Here is a 17,109-nt window from a genome sequence, read left to right on the forward strand (position 1 = left end):
GAATGATCGCCGCCATCCATTGATGGCAGCGGCTTGCAGGGAGGTACATAAACTGCGTGTACCCGTTAACGATAGCCTCCTGAAAAAATAGTACTAATTTTTTTTGTTTAATTTAAAACAAATCCTACATTTGCAATCCCAAACGGGGAAATGGCTTCATAGCTCAACTGAATAGAGCATTTGACTACGAATCAAAAGGTTTCTGGTTTGAATCCAGATGAGGTCACAAAAAGATAGAAATGCTGCATTAACTGCAGCATTTTCTGTCAAAAGAAAAAATCTGAAGAAAAGCTTTCAGATATAAAAAATTGAAAAATAATTTGTTAGAATAAGAAATTGTTCTACATTTGCAATCCCGAAACGGGAAAACGGCTTCATAGCTCAACTGAATAGAGCATTTGACTACGAATCAAAAGGTTTCTGGTTTGAATCCAGATGAGGTCACCAACTAAAGGACGAACACGAGTTACATCGGTTCGTCCTTTTTTTATGTGCAGATATTTATATTATTTATATTTAGTATATATTTAGGTGTCGCTACCTATTGCTGTCTTTTGCCAACACAACCATGAAAACACTACTCGCATCCGCACTTCTTATACTGATCTCGGCTACCTCCCTGGCTCAGCCGCAAAACAATCATACGGAAGAGAAGATCTGCTTCCTTACCTACGGCTTCCCGGACGTGGAAAGAGTGGAGGTGGAACAGGCCATTGCCGGAAAATGGGGCTTTGCTTTTTATACGGTAGGAGAGTGTACCATCAATCAGGCGCTGATCGACAGCGTGGCCCGTGTAAATGACGCAGCCAATAAGAGGATGGAAGCAAGATACGGCGGCAACTGGCGGAGCAGGTACCAGCAGGAAGTAGATGCGGCTTTTGCTACGCCGGAGAGGGCGCAGCAACTGGTGAACCAGCAGTTGTACATCTGGCGTAAAGAACAGGAATTAAAAATGCATAACGACAGCCTGCACTATGCCTGGGCTGCCACCGGAAGAAAAGGCGTTTATAAGGTAATCGTTTCCGGATCACTAAAAAATACTATCTTTTACAAGCTGTTGGTGGACTATCCGAAATATAAAGTTTCCCTGCTGACAAACTGATAATTGTTTTACCCAAACGGAAACCGGGAATTATGATACGGATCAAAAAAGAAGGCATACTCCTGAAACAAAGCGATCTGGAATTTGAAAACGAAGGCGTGCTGAATCCAGCCACTATCAGGGCGGGAAACCAGGTGCTTTTTTACTACCGGGCAGTGCAGAAAGGCAATCACTCCAGTATTGGTTTTTGTAAATTAAGCGATCCGCTCACGATAGAACAACGCCTGGATAAACCCATTTTATTTCCGGAACACGATTACGAGGCCAAAGGATTGGAAGATCCGCGCGTGGTGCATATCGATGGGTTATACTACCTCACCTATACCGCTTACGATGGCGTGAGCGCCTGTGCAGCACTGGCTACTTCTTCAGATGGTCTGCAGTTTGAAAAACACGGGCTGATAGTGGCGCAGATGGACTATACAGAGTTTAAACAGCTCGCAGAAACCAATGCACCACTGGATGAAAAATATATCCGGTACAACGATTTTAATCCCCGTTTATGGGATAAGGATGTTGTATTTTTTCCAAGAAAGATTAACGGCAAATTCTATTTTCTGCACCGTATCAAACCGCATATACAATTGGCGGTGGTGAACGAAATAGCTGACCTCACCCCGGAGTTCTGGAAAGATTATTATCTCCACCTCCAGGATCATATCATACTAACGCCAAAGTATAAACACGAAATGAGTTATGTGGGCGCTGGTTGTCCGCCGGTGGAAACCCCGCACGGCTGGCTTTTCATATACCACGGTGTGCATGAAACACCTAACGGGTACGTATATGTTGGCTGCGCTGCACTGTTCGACCTGGATGATCCCATGAAGGAAATTGCGCGGTTACCTTACCCCATACTGGTGCCGGAGCGGGATTGGGAAATCAGGGGAGATGTGGACAATGTTTGTTTTCCTACAGGTACGGTCGTATTTAACGATACCCTTTATATTTATTATGGAGCCGGCGACGAGGTGATCGCCACCGGAACCATCAGCTTAACCGAACTGCTGAATGAACTGCTGAATTATCCTGCATAACAGGCTATAACCGTTTCTATTACCCGTTTCGTTTCATCGGGGTCACGCACTTTGATGCAGGTTACGCCGGTTTCTTTTGCCGGGTAATCATTGCCGCCGGGAAAAATTGCATCTCCCGCAAACAACATCTCTTCAATAGGGATACTTAAAATATCCCGGAGTTTACGGATGCCGTAAGCCTTGTCGATGCCGGGTTTGGTGATATCTACCGAAGTGGTGCCACCCAGGCTCACAGAAAATTCAGGAATAATACCAGCCAGTAATGCTTTCATTTTTTGCCGCTTTGCAAAGTCAGGGTCCCACTTTTTCTTTTCTTCCAGCGGCGCTTCCTGTCCTAATGCGGAGAAAGTGATCTGGCTGCCACGGTCTTCTATAGCAGGCCCCCAGAGTTTAGCCGCCTTGTAACCCAGCGTGTTTACCACTTCGTTCAAAGCATCGGTGATTTTCTTTTTTTCTGCTGTGGTAAAATCTTCCGCATATAGTTTATGCCATTTGCCGGTATACTCATAAAACTGCGTGCCGCAGGTAGGGAGAATGGATAACCGTTCCAGTCCCTTTTCGCCAGGCAGTTTTGCCAGCACCTGCTGCTCAAACTGTGGCCAGGCGCCGCCGGAAATAATCGCTATCCTGGCCACAGCTAACAGTGAATATAATAATCCGCTCATTTCTTCATCAATGGCAGACTTGCTTTGCGCCAACGTGCCATCCAGGTCAAATACCACCAGCTTCTTCATTTGTGATAGTTATTTTTTTAGTAAGGCCAGTGCATGTTCACAGATATTTTCTACCGTGAATCCAAACTCGCGTAACAACACTGGTCCCGGTGCGGATGCCCCAAAGTGGTCGATGGATATAATTTCGCCTTTGTCGCCCGCATAACGGTGCCAGCCCTGTGAAATGCCTGCTTCCACCACTATCCTGTTGGTGACATCAGGAGGAAGTATCTGGTCGCGGTATGCCGGCGACTGCGCCTCAAACAACTCCCAGCTGGGCATGGATACGGTGCGCACCGCGATATTAAACGATTGCAGCTTTTCCTGCGCGGCTACAATTAAATCCACTTCAGCGCCGGTGGCTATCAGGATCAGCTCAGGCTTTGCATCGGGCGCATCTGCGAGGATGTAACCGCCATAGCGCAGGCCATTGGCTGCTGCATATTTGCTGCGATCCAATGTAGGCACCGCCTGGCGGGAGAGGATCAATGCAACCGGTTTGTCCGGTTCAAGTATCGCTATTTGCCACGCTGCAATGGTTTCATTGGCATCTGCCGGACGAATCACTACCAGGTGGGGTATGGCGCGAAGTGCGGCCAGCAGTTCCACCGGTTGGTGTGTAGGGCCGTCTTCTCCCATCGCAATACTGTCGTGCGTAAAAACATAGATCACTTTCAGCTCTGAAAGTGCCGCCAGCCGGATGGATGGCCGCATATAATCTGAAAAAGTGAGGAAGGTGGCGCAATAGGGGATAATACCTCCATGTGCTGCCAAACCGTTGGAAATAGCGCCCATAGCGTGTTCACGCACACCATACTGGATGTTCCTGCCGTCGTATCCCCATACGCCACCGGCTGCGCCCTGGAGGTCGCCCTGCTTCATAGCCGGACTTTCAAAATTACCGGCATCCTTTAATTCTGTATTGGTGGAAGTATTGAGGTCCGCAGAGCCGCCGATGAAGCCGGGAAGGTGTTTAAAAAATGCCTGTATCACTTTACCGGAAGCAGCACGGGTGGCCAGTCCTTTAGGATCTGCCGGGAATGGGGTGATATCCTTATCCCAGTCTTCCGGAATATGATCATGCATCAGCGAACGTAATTCTTTTGCCAGCTCCGGGTATTTTTGTCCGTAGATGATCATTTGCTCTTCCCATTTGGAAGATAATGTTTTCCCAACGTCTACGGCTGCACGAAAATGATCCAGGGCTTCCGCAGGTTCTAAAAAATCCGGTGCTACCGGCCAGCCGAGTTTTTCTTTCGTCAGTTTTACATCTTCAGGCCCCAGGGGAGAACCATGCGCGCCGGTAGTATCCTGTTTCGGGGAACCAAAACCAATATGTGTGCGCACCAGGATGATGGAAGGCCGGTCTGTTTCCGCCTGCGCATTGCGGATCGCTTCATCAATGGCTTCCAGGTCGTTGCCGTCCGCTACTTTCTGGGTATGCCATCCATACGATTCAAACCGTTTGGCGTGATCTTCTGTAAAGGTAACCGGTGTGGCAGATGCCAGGGTAATCCGGTTATCATCATATAAATAGATCAGCTTGCCCAGCCGCAAATGGCCGGCGAGGGAAGCGGCTTCGGAGGCTACGCCTTCCATCAGGTCGCCATCGCTTACCAGCGCATAGGTGTAGTGATCAATTACTGCATCACCCGGACGGTTATACTTTTCTGCCAGGTAGGCTTCCGCCATGGCAAGGCCCACACCGTTGGCAAAGCCTTGTCCAAGCGGACCGGTAGTTACTTCCACGCCCGGCGCCAAACCCCGCTCGGGATGCCCCGGCGTTTTACTGCCCCATTGCCGGAACCGTTTCAGTTCTTCTAACGGTAAATCATACCCGGTAACATGCAGCAAACTATATAACAAGGCAGAGCCATGCCCGGCAGATAAAACAAACCGGTCGCGGTTAAACCAGTGCGGATCTGAAGGGTTGTGACGCAGGAACCGGGTCCACAATACATAGGCCATCGGCGCCGCTCCCAATGGTAGCCCGGGATGTCCGCTGTCTGCTTTCTGCACGGCATCCACCGATAAGAAACGAAGCGTATTGATACATAGCTCATCCAACGCAGCAGGATTGGGAATAAGAGAAGTGTTGTTGGTCATGGTATTCTTTTTTTGTAAAAGATGATCACACATAGGTCAACAAACTTCATGCGCAGAAGGTTGCCGTATTATTTTTTAATTAGTCTACTAAAATTATAGACTTTTCAAAAAATATTGTATTATTGTACTTCGTAGGCTTTCCGGGTCCGCTTTAGGGGAAATTCATCCACCTGTTGACATACCCCGTTTATCTTTCAAAAAATACCGACATGGATACATCATTACACTTAATGAGGAAAATTTGCTGCGTGGAATATTCAGCAAACCGATGTTAGGAAGCATCAATCAGAAATAAAAAGGCCGGAACTGTTGACGCAGTTCCGGCTGGTAATCAAGGCTGTTGGAGACATTTTACAGTGATGGCAGTTACCTGCTTTCACCGGCCTCATTTTTTCATACCAAAGTAAAGATAATGAAAATTGCTATTGCATGCAGCTGCGGGCTGCTGCTGGCGGCTACCGCATGGTCGCAGGAATTGCGCGCACCTCACAGCGCCGACACCACCAAACCTGCGCACAGGAACATCGTTCAAAACAACATTTCCCTTTCCGGACGAATTATCGACGCCAAATCACAACAACCTATCGCCGGCGCTATTGTACATATCAAAGGCACCACCCATGAGGTGCAGAGCGGTACAAACGGGGAGTTCGCGTTTCTTACCGGTCAGAAAGTGCCGGTCATCTACCAGATCTCTTCCCTGGGTTATAAACTCAAAGAAATATATGCCGATAAGTCTAATGCCGGCAACATCGCCCTGGAAGAGCTCAGTACACAACTAAACGACGTGGTGGTAGTAGGATATGGTACCCAGAAAAGAAGGGATCTTACCAGCGCCATTTCCTCCGTAAAAGGCAGCGACGTGGTAACCGTACCGGTAGCCAGCTTTGACGCACAGCTGCAGGGCAGGGCCGCCGGGGTGCAAATTAATTCGAATACCGGCGTTCCCGGCGATGGCGTGTTTGTAAGGGTACGGGGTACTACCTCCATCAACGCCGACAATGATCCGCTATACATCATCGACGGCGTATTTATGAATAATTCCAGCCTGCAAACGGTAAACACCGGCGGCCGGTCCAGCTCCCCGCTGGCAGATATCAATCCTGCCGATATAGAAAATATAGAGGTATTGAAAGATGCCAGCGCAACAGCCATCTATGGCTCCCGGGGCGCCAACGGCGTGGTGATTGTTACTACCCGCCGCGGCAATTATAACAGCAAAGCCAAAGTAACTGCAGATGTATCGGCAGGCGTGGCCTGGGCGCCCAAAATGTGGGACCTCACCACGGGGCCGGAACATGCTACGCTGGTCAATGAGTTTTACCGCAACTCCCTGGCAGATGCCACCGCCCTTAACGATAAGGCTGGCATCACCAAATACAGCTACCAGCCTTTCCGCGCGCTGAATGATAATCCGGATAAATCGCCTGCCCCGCGTGGACTGCCGCAGGATCAGCATACCTACGACCGCCTCGGGGAAATTTTCCAGACTGCCCCGCTCCAGAATTATAACCTGTCGCTTTCCGGTGGTAACCGCGAAACAAAGTATTATTTCGGTGGCGGCTACTCGAAGCAGGAGTCTATTCTCCGGCCCATTTCCTTTGAAAGAGCCAGCTTTAAACTGAATATCGATCAGCGCGTGAATGACAAGGTGACCATAGGTTCCAGCAACAGCTTCTCGCGTAGCTTCCGCAGCCAGGGCCGCGCAGGTGACGGTCCGCAGGGAGGTTTGTTACAGGCGGCCTTACACACGCCTACCTATCTCCCGGAAACAAATCCCGACGGTACACCCGCCCGGTGGGCAGGCTTTGATAACGTGCAGGTACTCATCGATAACTACGACGTACACACGACAAGCCTCCGTTATATCGGTAACCTTTACCTCGATGCCACATTGCTGCCGGATCTGAAGTTTCACAGTAATATCAGCATCGATTATAACAATTACAATGAATCCGAATACTGGAATAACCTCACCCAGCTGGGTGCCAGTCCCACCAACGGTTTGGCCACTTCCGCCATTACACAGAATACTTCCTGGATCAATGAACAAACACTTACCTGGCGCAAACATGCAGGAGAAAAACATTTCTTCGGCGTATTGGTAGGCAACACCATCCAGAGTAATACGGAAACATTAACTTCTGCACAGGGCACTGGTTTCCCTAACAATTCCTACAAATATATTTCTGCTGCCGCTACCCGCACTGCTGCGCAAACATGGACCCGCAGCACGTTGTCGTCTTTCTTCTCCAGGATCGATTACAACTATGCAGGTAAATATTATTTTGAGGCCAGCATCCGCGCAGATGGTTCTTCCAAGTTCGGCGATAATTATAAATGGGGATACTTTCCTTCTGTAAGCGCCTCCTGGCGGCTCAAGGAAGAAAATTTCCTGAAGTCGGTGAACAGTATCAGCGATCTGAAAGTTCGCGCCAGCTACGGCATCACGGGGAATCAATCCGGTATCAGCAACTTCGCGGCAAAAGGACTGTGGTCCGGTGGTGCAGGCTACCCCGACAACAGCACCGGCGATCAGCCAGGCACGGCGCCTTTGCAGCTGCCCAATCCCGACCTGCGCTGGGAAAAAACCAGTCAGCTCAACGGCGGAGTGGACCTCGGATTATTCAATGGCCGTATCAATATCACCGCAGATGTATATTACAAATACACCAGCGATGTACTGCTGCAACTGCCTAAGGCAGGCGTTTCCGGCTTTACTTCTATCTATAGCAACGCCGGTGAAATCAGCAATAAAGGATATGAAATCGGGATCAATACTACCAATATCAGCACCCGTAATTTCACCTGGACCAGCAGCCTGAATATTGCCGGTAATACCAACCGTATTGAAAAACTGCCAACACCGATTTACCAGTATAACCGCGACTGGATTATCATGCAGCAAGGTTCACCCATGTATTCCTTCTGGCTGTACAACCAGCTGGGCGTGGATCCGAAAACCGGTAACGTAATCTTTGAAGGCGAGAAAGATGGCAAGCTCCCTGTGTCTGCGCGTAAGGTGATGGGTAACGCTATGCCGAAATTCTATGGTGGCTTCAGCAATACCGTTTCCTATAAAGGTTTTGATCTCAGCGTGCTGTTATCATTCCAGTATGGCAACGATGTATATAACCTGAACAAATTTTTCGGAGAAGGAGGTGGCACCCGCGATGCCAACCGTGTACTGTTTGCCGATCAGCTGAACCGCTGGCAGAAACCAGGCGACATCACAGATGTACCGCGCCTCACCGCTTACGGTCTCAACTATACCATCGATCAGAACAACCGCTTCCTGGAAGATGGTTCCTTCCTGCGGCTCAAATCACTTACACTAGGATATACCATTCCCAAGTCTGTCAGCGAAAAACTGCATATCCAGTTGCTGCGTGTATACTTCACCGGTAGTAACCTCTGGCTGCTTACCAAATACACCGGGCTGGATCCTGAATCAAACGTAACCGGTATACAAACCGTACAGGGACTGGATCTTGGTACACCGCCGCAACCGCGCAGTGTACAGTTTGGCTTAAACGTAACTCTTTAAACGCTCTTAATTCTCCTATATGAAAGCATATCGGAAATATATATCGCTCTTCTTTCTTTCGCTGACAGCTTTGTCATGCAAGAAATTTCTCGACGTGGAACCACGTGACAGTGTGTCTGACGAACAAACGATCATTGATAAAACGTCCGCCAATACTGCTTTGCGTGGCGTATACAGAAAGCTGGGCAGCGACGGCTACTACGGCGCATTGTTCCAGACCTTCGGCTACCTGCCTGGTGATAATGTGCAGTGGACCGGCTCCCAGTCGGTTATTCAACAGTTTATCACCCATAAAATAAATGCGGACAATGGCAACCTGCAAACTGTATGGGCGGCGATTTACGCTACTATCAACGGCGCCAACAACGTGATTGCAAAAGTTCCCGGCTTGCAGGATGCCACGTTTTCTGCCACAGAAAAGAACCAGGCAGTGGGAGAGGCGTACTTTATCCGCGCCCTGAGCTACTTTGATCTCGCCCGCACCTGGGGAAATGTGCAGATAACGTTAACGCCTACACTCAATGCTTCCGATAAACTGGATGTAAAGGGCAGCACACAGGCGCAGGTATACCAGCAGGTATTGAGCGATCTGAATGCGGCAGATTCCCTGCTGCAGCCGCCTTCTCAAACACCCAACCCGGTAAGGGTAAACCAGCAAACTGCCTGGGCGCTGAAAGCGCGCTACTATTTGTACCAGTCGGATTGGGCCCAGGCAGAAGCCTATGCCACCAAAGTAATCAGCGATACCAGAAGTTATTCTTTGCTGAAGCCTTACAGCGCTTTCTTTTCACCGGCCAGCGCCATCGCTACAAAGGAATCAGTATTTGAGCTGTCGTACAGCGCTACTTACCTGAGTGGCCACCGCAACTACTGGCAACCGCCCGCCAACGGCGGTACCCGGCAGTGGGCGCCGTCGGACGCGTTTATCACGCTGGTAAATGATCCGAAAACAGGCGGCAACCGCAACGCGCTGGTCGCTAAAACCTCCGCCGGCCTGTGGTATGGTAACCTGTACTACAGAAGCCCCGCCACCGATCCAGCTTATGTTATCCGCATTGCTGAGCTGTACCTGATCCGCGCAGAAGCACGCGCCCAGCTGGGTAAAACGGACCTGGCCCGCGAAGATCTCAACAGCATCCGCGACAGGGCCGGGCTCACACCGGTTACGGAACTGATCGGAAAAGATGACCTGCTGCTGGCTATTGAAAATGAACGGAGAATAGAATTCGCACTGGAACCTCACCGGTGGTTCGACCTGGTGCGTACCAAACGAGCAGGCGCTGTTTTAAATATCACGAATCCTCAGCTATATGTATTTCCGATCCCGGCCAACGAAGTCACATTATCGAACGGCAATCTGAAACAAAATGATGGTTACTGATCTTATCACCTTATAACAAATCACCAATGAGTAATGTCATAACCGCGGAAACTCCCGCCTGGAAAGACTATGAAAAGATTGGGTTCAGGGTAATATTTATTTATTTCCTGTTGCAGGCGTTGCCGTTCGACTGGAAGTTTTACAGTTACCTTTTTTCTACTCCCATTTTTAACCTTCATTATGAAGATATTTTTAACCTGGCCAACTTTACAACACGCTTTGGCGCGGGGCCTGCAACGTATGCCGACTGGGGCATACTGCTGATAATTGCAGTAGCCGGCGCTATCGTGTGGACTTACACCGACCGCCAACGGACACGCACCTACGACGAAGCCTTTTACTGGTTGCGCGTGATTCTCCGGTACCGGCTGGCGCTGGCATTGCTGGCCTATGGCTTCCTGAAGCTGTACGCGTTGCAGGCGCCCTATCCTTCGCTGAGCAGCTTGAATACACCTTATGGTGATTTTAACCGCTGGAAATTATTTTCGCTGAGCCTGGGTATCGTACCTTCCTACGAACTGTTTCTCGGTGGCGTGGAAATCGGGTTAGCATTGCTGCTGCTGTTCCGCAAAACGGCTTCTATCGGCGCTTTCATGTTCCTCATCTTTTGCGGCAACATCTTCGTGTCCAACCTTGCATACGAAGGAGGCGACCAGGTATACAGCCTGTTGCTGATCACTTACGCTTTCGTTATCCTGAGCTTTGATCTGCAACGGATCATCCGCCTGCTCATCTTACAACAGCCTACAGCAGCGGCTACTTTTAAACCGGTGTTTGAAGGCATCCGGAAAAACGGCAGATGGATTTTGAAGACAGCCTTCCTGCTTTTCTTTGTGGTGATCTATGGTGTGAAAACAGGCGTGGGCGCCAAACACGACCCTTACCAGTATCCCACCACCAAAGGATTACCGGCGATCAGCGGGTTATATAACGTGGCCACGTTTATTGTCAATGGCGACACACTCGCTTATTCTTTAACGGATTCCCTTCGCTGGCGCAATGTAGTGTTTGAAGAATGGAATACTATCAGCATCCGCACCAACAAACCGGCACTGGTAGATTCCAATAATCTGCACCTGGTGAAACGCGATAACGCGGAACGGCTATACGAAATAGAAGGTACCAGCGGCAGGCATTACTACAGTTATGCAGCCGATACCACGCAACACCTGCTTACGCTGCAAAACAGGCATCCTGCGTTGTCGGCGGAAACCTTGTCGCTGCACTATTCGCGGCCGGATACAAACCGGGTGATCCTCACAGGCACCACTTACAGCAGGGATTCTATCTATGTAGTACTGGAAAAAGTAAATAAAAAATACCTGTTGGAAGAAGTGGCAAACGGAGGGGGACGAAACAGGAAGTTAAAACTTTAAACCAATTATCATGGCTCATAACACACAAACATTACCAGATGAACCCGTGATCAGGGACGCTGCTTCTGTGGCTATCAACGCACCGCTGTTGCAGCTGCCCGCCTGGAAAGAATATCAGCTGATATTATTCCGCATCGCTTTTATTTTTTTCATCGCGTTATCCGTTCCCAATAGTGTGGAGTGGTACCAGCAACTGGTGCAACTGGATTGGACACGGCTGAATTACCGCGACCTGTATGATATTGCGCGCTTTGGTTCCGGGATTAATTTTCTCGGCAACACCATCTTTGGCAGTTCCCTGTTGGGATATGCCAACTGGATCACCACAGCGTTGATAGCTACTGCCGGCGGCCTTGTATGGACCGGTATTGTGAAGGCCCGTAAACTGCCGCGGAAGGAATATTATACCGCATGGTACTGGCTGCGGGTAGTGGTAAGATACCGCGCCGGTATCGGCATCATCGGCTTTGGGTTTACGAAGCTGTTACCGGTACAGATGCCGTATCCATCTTTCGGAATTTTAAATACCAACTTTGGTGATCTTACTGCCCAGAAAATTTACTGGTTATCTATCGGCATTGTGCCCTGGTACCAGATCTTTGCGGGCGTGGTGGAAGTAGCGGCAGGCACGCTGTTATTTTTCCGTAAAACTACTACACTCGGTTCCATTTTACTGTTCGCCGCGCTGGGAGATATTGTGTACGTGAACTTTGCCTACGACGGCGGCGTACATGTATACAGCAGTTATTTCGTACTGCTGGCAGCGTTACTGCTGGTAAATGATGTACCCAAAATTTATCGTTTGCTGGTACAGGAGCGTTTTACTGTGCCGGTAAATTATTATCCGGTTTTTCCGGAGAGATGGCAACGCTATACCCGCATAGGGCTGAAATCTGCTACCATCTTCCTTTTCCTGGGAGTGCTTTTTTATCTGCAGCTGATTAACTTCCTGTATGATCCATACAAACAACCATCCGTGGCGGGCGTAAAGGAATTACGCGGCAACTACCAGGTAACGGAATTCCGGTTAAACGACCAGGTGATCCCGTATTCACCGGTAGATACGGTTCGCTGGCAGGAAGCCACGTTTGAGAACTGGTCTACTTTTACTTATCGCGTAAATAAACCGCATCCGCTCGATTTGTCGAATGGTGGCGGCGATCCGCAGCGTGATGTGAACCGCACCTTTGAAATAACGGGTCTTGCCGGTGGTCAGCGGGCCTTTCACTATTACGCCGATGAAGTAAATAAAGTGCTTTATCTCGAAGATAAATACAAACCCATTCCGGACAGGCGTAACCGCACTGCCGGTGTGGGCGGCGATGGCGGCGTGGTAGTGGATGCAGCTGCGGAAAAGGCCGCGCGTGAAGAGGCGGCCAAATCGGCGAAAGACTGGATCCCCGCAGCAGCGCGTGAAAATATCGGAGATGAATCACTCAAGATAGCACCCATTGCATTATCTGCCCGAAGGGCGAAAGACTATGCCGCCGCACCTGCCAGGGAAAACAGGAAACGCTTTACCGTGAAATATTCTACCGGTGATGGTTCGCATGTAATACTCACCGGCGTGGATGAGAATAAGAATAACATTTATGTGGTGCTGGACCGCATCGACAGGAAATACACATTGGCGCCGAGCACTTTGCAGGCAGGAAAATATTAAGCAGTACTATGTTTATAAAACGAACCAACTGTTACCGGGCGGCCGTTGTAATGGTGTTGGGTATGCTGGCTTGCCATACCAACACCCGGCCACCGGTACCAGGTTGGCCGGAACATTTCGGATTTGGAAAAACAGCCACCCGCAGGCAAATCGATTCACTGAACATCTCCATTGCCCCCGATGGCAAAGGATTGCCCGCCGGCAGCGGCAATGCGGCATCTGGCCGGGTTATTTACCTGGCAAAATGCGCTTCCTGTCATGGTGAAACCGGCGCAGAGCCCTCACCAAACCGGCTGGTGGCCACGCTCAGCGATACGGTGCGCACAAAAACGATCGGCAACTACTGGCCTTACGCCACCACGGTATTTGATTATATCCGCCGCGCTATGCCCTTTAATGCACCGGGATCGCTCACAAATGAAGAGGTGTATAGTCTTACTGCTTTCCTGCTGTACCGCAACGATATCATTGACAGCACCCTGCAGCTGGATGCCGTGAAGCTGCCAAACATTGTGATGCCGGCGAAAAAATATTATGTGAATGACGACCGTCGCGGTGGTAATGAAATAAAATGAATATTATGTCAGGCGAAGATAAAAAGATACCAAGAAGAACGATACTGAGAGCAGCGGCAGTTTCCGCTGCTGCGGCATTAATGGGCGCTTCCAGGGTGCAGCGTGGCACAGATACTACCGTCACGGGAAAAGACACTACCTATATTGATCCTACGAAAATCACGGGTACACTTCCCGGTAAACTGGGCACCCGATCCCCATTTGAGCAGCCGGTAAAAAAGCCTTCGGATATTTCCTCCCGCACACCCTTGCAGGATTTGTATGGCATTATCACCCCGTCGGATCTTCATTTTGAAAGAAGTCATGCCGGCGTGCCGCTTATCCATCCTGATAAATACGAACTGCTGATTCACGGGATGGTGGATCGGCCTATGATCTTTACCTTGCGCGATTTAAAGCGTTTTCCGGCGGCATCCCGTATCGCCTTTATCGAGTGCTCAGGCAACTTCAGATCGGGCAAGGAAACCATGACGCCGCAGGAAATTTGTGGACTCACCAGTCAGAGTGAATGGACCGGTGTAATGCTGTCCACTCTTTTCCGCGAAGTAGGCGTGCATCCAAAGGCCACCTGGTTCCTGGCAGAAGGCTCTGATGCCGCGGTGATGACCCGCAGTATTCCCGTGGAAAAGGGCTGGAAAGACGCTATGATCGCCTACGGGCAGAATGGAGAGGCGATCCGCCCGGAGCAGGGTTATCCTGCGCGGTTATTTTTGCCGGGATGGGAGGGGAATACCAATGTGAAGTGGATCCGGCGCATTGAATTATCGGACCAGCCCTTTATGACGCGGGAGGAAACGTCCAAATACACGGAAACCATCCGGGATCATAAGATCCGGCAGTTCAGCTTCGACATGGATGCCCGTTCTATTATCACCTATCCGTCGTTTCCGCAGCAGGTGGAAAAGGGCTGGATAGAAATAAGAGGCATCGCGTGGAGTGGCCGCGGAAAAATTGATAGCGTGGAAATCAGTACTGATGCGGGGAAGCACTGGACCAAAGCGGTGTTGCAGGAGCCGGTAATGGACAAAGCACATACATATTTCCGTCATCTCTGGTATTGGGACGGGCAACCCACAGAGATCATGAGCCTTGCAGCAGATGACACGGGCTATCGTCAGCCAACATTAAAACAACTGATCCAGGCGCGTGGTACAGACATGGGCGGGTATCATGTGAACCCGGTTACCGCATGGGTGCTGAAGAGAGATGGCACCGTGTTGTTCAAGCCGGAAAAATGGAAGTGATCTTACTCAAATAAGGTAAGTTCATCGCGGGTAACTGCGTGAAAAAGATTTTGCAGCTGGTGTACATGTACAATGGCGCGGCCGTAGGGTACCAGTCCTTCTGCGGCATCTGTAAGCGGCTGGAATACTTCGTTTTCGTGCCTGATATGCACGCTGTGCAGCCGGTTATATTTCAGGGAATATACATTTACATCTTCGCCGTAGTCGGGATCTCCTTTGATAAAGCCAAATCTCAGCAGGAGGTCCACATCCAGCACCATCGGGTTTACTTTTGCATAGGGAAGTTTGCTGAGCGGCAGTCCTGAATTATACACAAAACCCTGCAAAATGCCTTCTACTACAAAGGCTGTTTCTTCCATGTTATAATCAAAGTAGGATACATAGTTGCCTATCCGTATGTCTGATTCTTCTATCATGTTTTATCTTAATAAAATATAATCAGCAACAGGGTGATCAACGCCGGTAATGCCTGTACGAAAAAGATTTTTTTATCGGCGGTAAGCGCTCCATATATACCGGCAACGGCTACACAACCTAAAAAGAAAGCGGCTACCCGTAAGCTCCATACCGGGTCTGAAATAAAAAAGGTCCAGGCGAGGCCGGCAGCCAGGAAACCGTTGTACAGGCCCTGATTAGCCGCCAGGGCTTTGGTAGGGGGGAACAGTTCTTTGGGCAGCTGCTTGAATATTTTAGGCCCCCTGCTGGTCCATGCGAACATTTCAAACCAAAGGATATAAAGATGTTCCAGCATCACAAAAGCGATCAGTATTTTGATGAGTACCAGCATAATGTTGTGGTTTATAAATAAATATAGGTCAAATTATTCTTTCTGCAAGCCAGGCAACAGCCAGCGCCAGGAGGGTGCCCACGGCATAACATACGCAGTCGCTCCACAGGAATCCATGTCCCAGCAGGATGCCGGCAGGCGTGTTCCGGAACTTCACGGCCCATTCGGCCTGGTATAGCTGCTGTATTTCTATCAGCAGGCAAACCACGTAGTTGCCGATGCCAATTTTCCACAGTGGGGTGACTGGAAAAAGGAAACGGATGCCAAAAAAGATACAGGTGGCCGATAATACATCGCCTCCATATATACGTATGATGTCAGGGAAATATTGAGGAGCCCACCTGGTGGCGAGTCCTAAAGGGATATTCAGTAAAATAAGGAAAAAGTAAATCCAGCGCCTTTTTGCTACCATAGGTAAAAAAGCGGTAAATATAGCAAAGAAATCTGGAATATGAGTGTGGTCAGGAGAGAGAAAAAGGGACCTGTGGCCCCTTATGCGATGCAATAACCCGGGTGATCGGGTTATTGCTGATTATCACTTTCAACGCTACTTTTCTTTTTTCCGCGGTTGGTTCCGCCTTTACGGCCAATAGCGGCCATGTGTTCACGGTTTCTGCTAACGGCTTCACCGCCTTTTTTGCCTGCAGCACGGGCTTCCTCAGAAGTGAATTTGTGGGCAACACCTTGCTGGTGTGCAGCTTTTCCACCTTCTCTTGAAATGGCACGTTGCTGTTCAGGGTCCATAGAAGCAAATCCGCGTTTACTGTGTTTACTCTTTTGATCGGAGTTCTTTTCCGAAACATGATTAACCGGCATGGCAGTTTGATATCTGATGTCTTCCATAATCCTGAGGTTTTTTTTAGTGATAGTAGTTAAACATTTACGCTAACCCGGAACAAGATATGTGCCATCACGGATCAGCCACGCTGGTAGCGGACTTGAGGCTCATGGGGATATGAAATGGGGCAATACATTCCACAATCCATAGAATTTTCCACACACTTTTATTGTCCATTCTACAGTTTTTAAACAGGAACTCTCTCATTTTCCGTGGCTTATATTTTGTTTTTGCTTCAACGTTATTTCTTTTCTTAACCCATCTAAATTTTTTTGTTATGGCAAAATATTCAAAAGAATCACAGAATAAAGTGAAAAGAAGTATGCACGAAATGCATGAAGGAAAACTGAAAAGCGGAAGAAGCAATAAAAAGGTTGCGAATCCTAAGCAAGCTATCGCTATAGGTTTGTCTGAGGCCCGCGAAGAAGGAGCAAAGGTGCCTGAAAAACCGGCGGCAAAAAAATCCACTACCAGGAAATCCACCGCAAAAAAAGCAGCGCCCAAAAAAGCAGCAGCGAAAAAATCTCCCGCTAAAAAAACAACCGCTAAAAGAGCCGCACCTGGAAAAGCTGCGGCTAAAAAATCTGCCGGAAGAAAAACGGCTGCTAAGAAAACAACGGCCAGAAAAGCTACCGCAAAAAAAGCAGCGCCTAAAAGAAAGTCAGCCGCCCGTAAAAAATCAGCCGCAACCGCATAATTAACGGGCTTTCCGGGTCGTTTTATCCGTTCAATATATACAA

At 49.2% G+C, this 17,109-nt stretch carries 15 protein-coding genes and 2 tRNA genes; 11 read left to right on the plus strand and 6 right to left on the minus strand.

The features are described 5' to 3' along the window. The first annotated feature begins 152 nt into the window (after nt 1-152). The 4 genes from PV783_RS30425 to PV783_RS30440 all read left to right on the plus strand — a co-directional run bounded on the left by PV783_RS30425 (nt 153) and on the right by PV783_RS30440 (nt 2,139). Nucleotides 153-226: transfer RNA gene (locus PV783_RS30425), tRNA-Arg, on the plus strand. Between the two features lie 144 nt (nt 227-370). Next, nucleotides 371-447: transfer RNA gene (locus tag PV783_RS30430), tRNA-Arg, on the plus strand. A 121-nt stretch (nt 448-568) separates the two neighbouring features. Continuing rightward, a complete protein-coding gene (locus tag PV783_RS30435) occupies nt 569-1,102 on the plus strand; it encodes a hypothetical protein (protein WP_420990679.1) in 534 nt (177 codons plus the stop codon). Nucleotides 1,103-1,134: 32 nt separating this feature from the next. Then, nucleotides 1,135-2,139 carry a hypothetical protein gene (locus PV783_RS30440; protein ID WP_420990680.1) on the plus strand — a complete coding sequence of 335 codons (1,005 nt, stop codon included), beginning with the start codon at nt 1,135-1,137 and terminating at the stop codon, nt 2,137-2,139. Here the strand turns inward: PV783_RS30440 and PV783_RS30445 are convergent. Then, nucleotides 2,127-2,873, minus strand: coding sequence for an HAD-IIB family hydrolase (locus PV783_RS30445; protein WP_420990681.1), 747 nt, complete (start codon nt 2,871-2,873; stop codon nt 2,127-2,129). The genes PV783_RS30440 and PV783_RS30445 overlap by 13 nt on opposite strands. A gap of 9 nt (nt 2,874-2,882) precedes the next feature. Then, nucleotides 2,883-4,958 (minus strand): transketolase, encoded by a 2,076-nt coding sequence (gene tkt / locus PV783_RS30450; RefSeq protein WP_420990682.1) that lies wholly within the window; start codon nt 4,956-4,958, stop codon nt 2,883-2,885. A 412-nt stretch (nt 4,959-5,370) separates the two neighbouring features. Between tkt and PV783_RS30455 the strand changes: the two genes are divergently transcribed. Genes PV783_RS30455 through soxC form a run of 6 tightly spaced genes read left to right on the plus strand, consistent with a single transcriptional unit; the run spans nt 5,371 to nt 14,744 of the window. Next, nucleotides 5,371-8,505, plus strand: a complete 3,135-nt coding sequence (locus tag PV783_RS30455; protein WP_420990683.1) for a SusC/RagA family TonB-linked outer membrane protein — start codon at nt 5,371-5,373, stop codon at nt 8,503-8,505. Nucleotides 8,506-8,524: 19 nt separating this feature from the next. Further along, entirely contained in the window at nt 8,525-9,886 is a 1,362-nt protein-coding gene (locus tag PV783_RS30460; protein ID WP_079471820.1) for a RagB/SusD family nutrient uptake outer membrane protein, read from the plus strand. A 26-nt stretch (nt 9,887-9,912) separates the two neighbouring features. Then, nucleotides 9,913-11,262: a hypothetical protein gene (locus tag PV783_RS30465; RefSeq protein WP_079471821.1), complete on the plus strand. Its 1,350-nt coding sequence runs from the start codon at nt 9,913-9,915 to the stop codon at nt 11,260-11,262. A 10-nt stretch (nt 11,263-11,272) separates the two neighbouring features. Then, on the plus strand, nt 11,273-12,925 hold the full coding sequence (locus tag PV783_RS30470; RefSeq protein ID WP_420990684.1) for a hypothetical protein: 1,653 nt from the start codon (nt 11,273-11,275) through the stop codon (nt 12,923-12,925). 8 nt (nt 12,926-12,933) lie between these two features. Continuing rightward, complete coding sequence (locus PV783_RS30475) at nt 12,934-13,500, plus strand: c-type cytochrome (protein ID WP_420990685.1); 567 nt, start codon at nt 12,934-12,936, stop codon at nt 13,498-13,500. A gap of 5 nt (nt 13,501-13,505) precedes the next feature. Then, the gene (gene soxC, locus PV783_RS30480) at nt 13,506-14,744 is read left to right on the plus strand and encodes a sulfite dehydrogenase (protein WP_420990686.1); all 1,239 of its coding nucleotides are present in this window, start codon (nt 13,506-13,508) and stop codon (nt 14,742-14,744) included. Between the two features lie 2 nt (nt 14,745-14,746). On the opposite strand, the gene PV783_RS30485 is transcribed toward soxC, so the two are convergent. The 4 genes from PV783_RS30485 to PV783_RS30500 form a co-directional block, all read right to left on the minus strand. Further along, entirely contained in the window at nt 14,747-15,160 is a 414-nt protein-coding gene (locus tag PV783_RS30485) for a hypothetical protein (protein WP_079471824.1), read from the minus strand. 8 nt (nt 15,161-15,168) lie between these two features. Continuing rightward, entirely contained in the window at nt 15,169-15,531 is a 363-nt protein-coding gene (locus PV783_RS30490; protein WP_079471825.1) for a DUF1304 domain-containing protein, read from the minus strand. Nucleotides 15,532-15,559: 28 nt separating this feature from the next. Then, entirely contained in the window at nt 15,560-15,943 is a 384-nt protein-coding gene (locus PV783_RS30495; protein WP_420990687.1) for a DUF2809 domain-containing protein, read from the minus strand. 110 nt (nt 15,944-16,053) lie between these two features. Then, on the minus strand, nt 16,054-16,374 hold the full coding sequence (locus tag PV783_RS30500; RefSeq protein WP_200817321.1) for a KGG domain-containing protein: 321 nt from the start codon (nt 16,372-16,374) through the stop codon (nt 16,054-16,056). A gap of 272 nt (nt 16,375-16,646) precedes the next feature. On the opposite strand from PV783_RS30500, the gene PV783_RS30505 reads away from it, so the two are divergent. Further along, complete coding sequence (locus PV783_RS30505; RefSeq protein WP_420990688.1) at nt 16,647-17,066, plus strand: DUF6496 domain-containing protein; 420 nt, start codon at nt 16,647-16,649, stop codon at nt 17,064-17,066. Nucleotides 17,067-17,109 lie beyond the last annotated feature (43 nt).

This window comes from Chitinophaga sp. CC14 (assembly GCF_048957795.1).
Classification (GTDB): Bacteria; Bacteroidota; Bacteroidia; order Chitinophagales; family Chitinophagaceae; genus Chitinophaga; species Chitinophaga ginsengisegetis.

Bases quoted from the DNA above. Each gene is read 5' to 3' on its own strand.
- PV783_RS30490 (WP_079471825.1), bottom strand. From the start codon at position 15,531: ATGCTGGTACTCATCAAAATACTGATCGCTTTTGTGATGCTGGAACAT.
- PV783_RS30465 (WP_079471821.1), top strand. From the start codon at position 9,913: ATGAGTAATGTCATAACCGCGGAAACTCCCGCCTGGAAAGACTATGAA.
- soxC (WP_420990686.1), top strand. From the start codon at position 13,506: ATGTCAGGCGAAGATAAAAAGATACCAAGAAGAACGATACTGAGAGCA.
- tkt (WP_420990682.1), bottom strand. From the start codon at position 4,958: ATGACCAACAACACTTCTCTTATTCCCAATCCTGCTGCGTTGGATGAG.
- PV783_RS30445 (WP_420990681.1), bottom strand. From the start codon at position 2,873: ATGAAGAAGCTGGTGGTATTTGACCTGGATGGCACGTTGGCGCAAAGC.
- PV783_RS30500 (WP_200817321.1), bottom strand. From the start codon at position 16,374: ATGGAAGACATCAGATATCAAACTGCCATGCCGGTTAATCATGTTTCG.
- PV783_RS30435 (WP_420990679.1), top strand. From the start codon at position 569: ATGAAAACACTACTCGCATCCGCACTTCTTATACTGATCTCGGCTACC.
- PV783_RS30440 (WP_420990680.1), top strand. From the start codon at position 1,135: ATGATACGGATCAAAAAAGAAGGCATACTCCTGAAACAAAGCGATCTG.
- PV783_RS30460 (WP_079471820.1), top strand. From the start codon at position 8,525: ATGAAAGCATATCGGAAATATATATCGCTCTTCTTTCTTTCGCTGACA.
- PV783_RS30495 (WP_420990687.1), bottom strand. From the start codon at position 15,943: ATGGTAGCAAAAAGGCGCTGGATTTACTTTTTCCTTATTTTACTGAAT.
- PV783_RS30505 (WP_420990688.1), top strand. From the start codon at position 16,647: ATGGCAAAATATTCAAAAGAATCACAGAATAAAGTGAAAAGAAGTATG.
- PV783_RS30470 (WP_420990684.1), top strand. From the start codon at position 11,273: ATGGCTCATAACACACAAACATTACCAGATGAACCCGTGATCAGGGAC.
- PV783_RS30455 (WP_420990683.1), top strand. From the start codon at position 5,371: ATGAAAATTGCTATTGCATGCAGCTGCGGGCTGCTGCTGGCGGCTACC.
- PV783_RS30485 (WP_079471824.1), bottom strand. From the start codon at position 15,160: ATGATAGAAGAATCAGACATACGGATAGGCAACTATGTATCCTACTTT.
- PV783_RS30475 (WP_420990685.1), top strand. From the start codon at position 12,934: ATGTTTATAAAACGAACCAACTGTTACCGGGCGGCCGTTGTAATGGTG.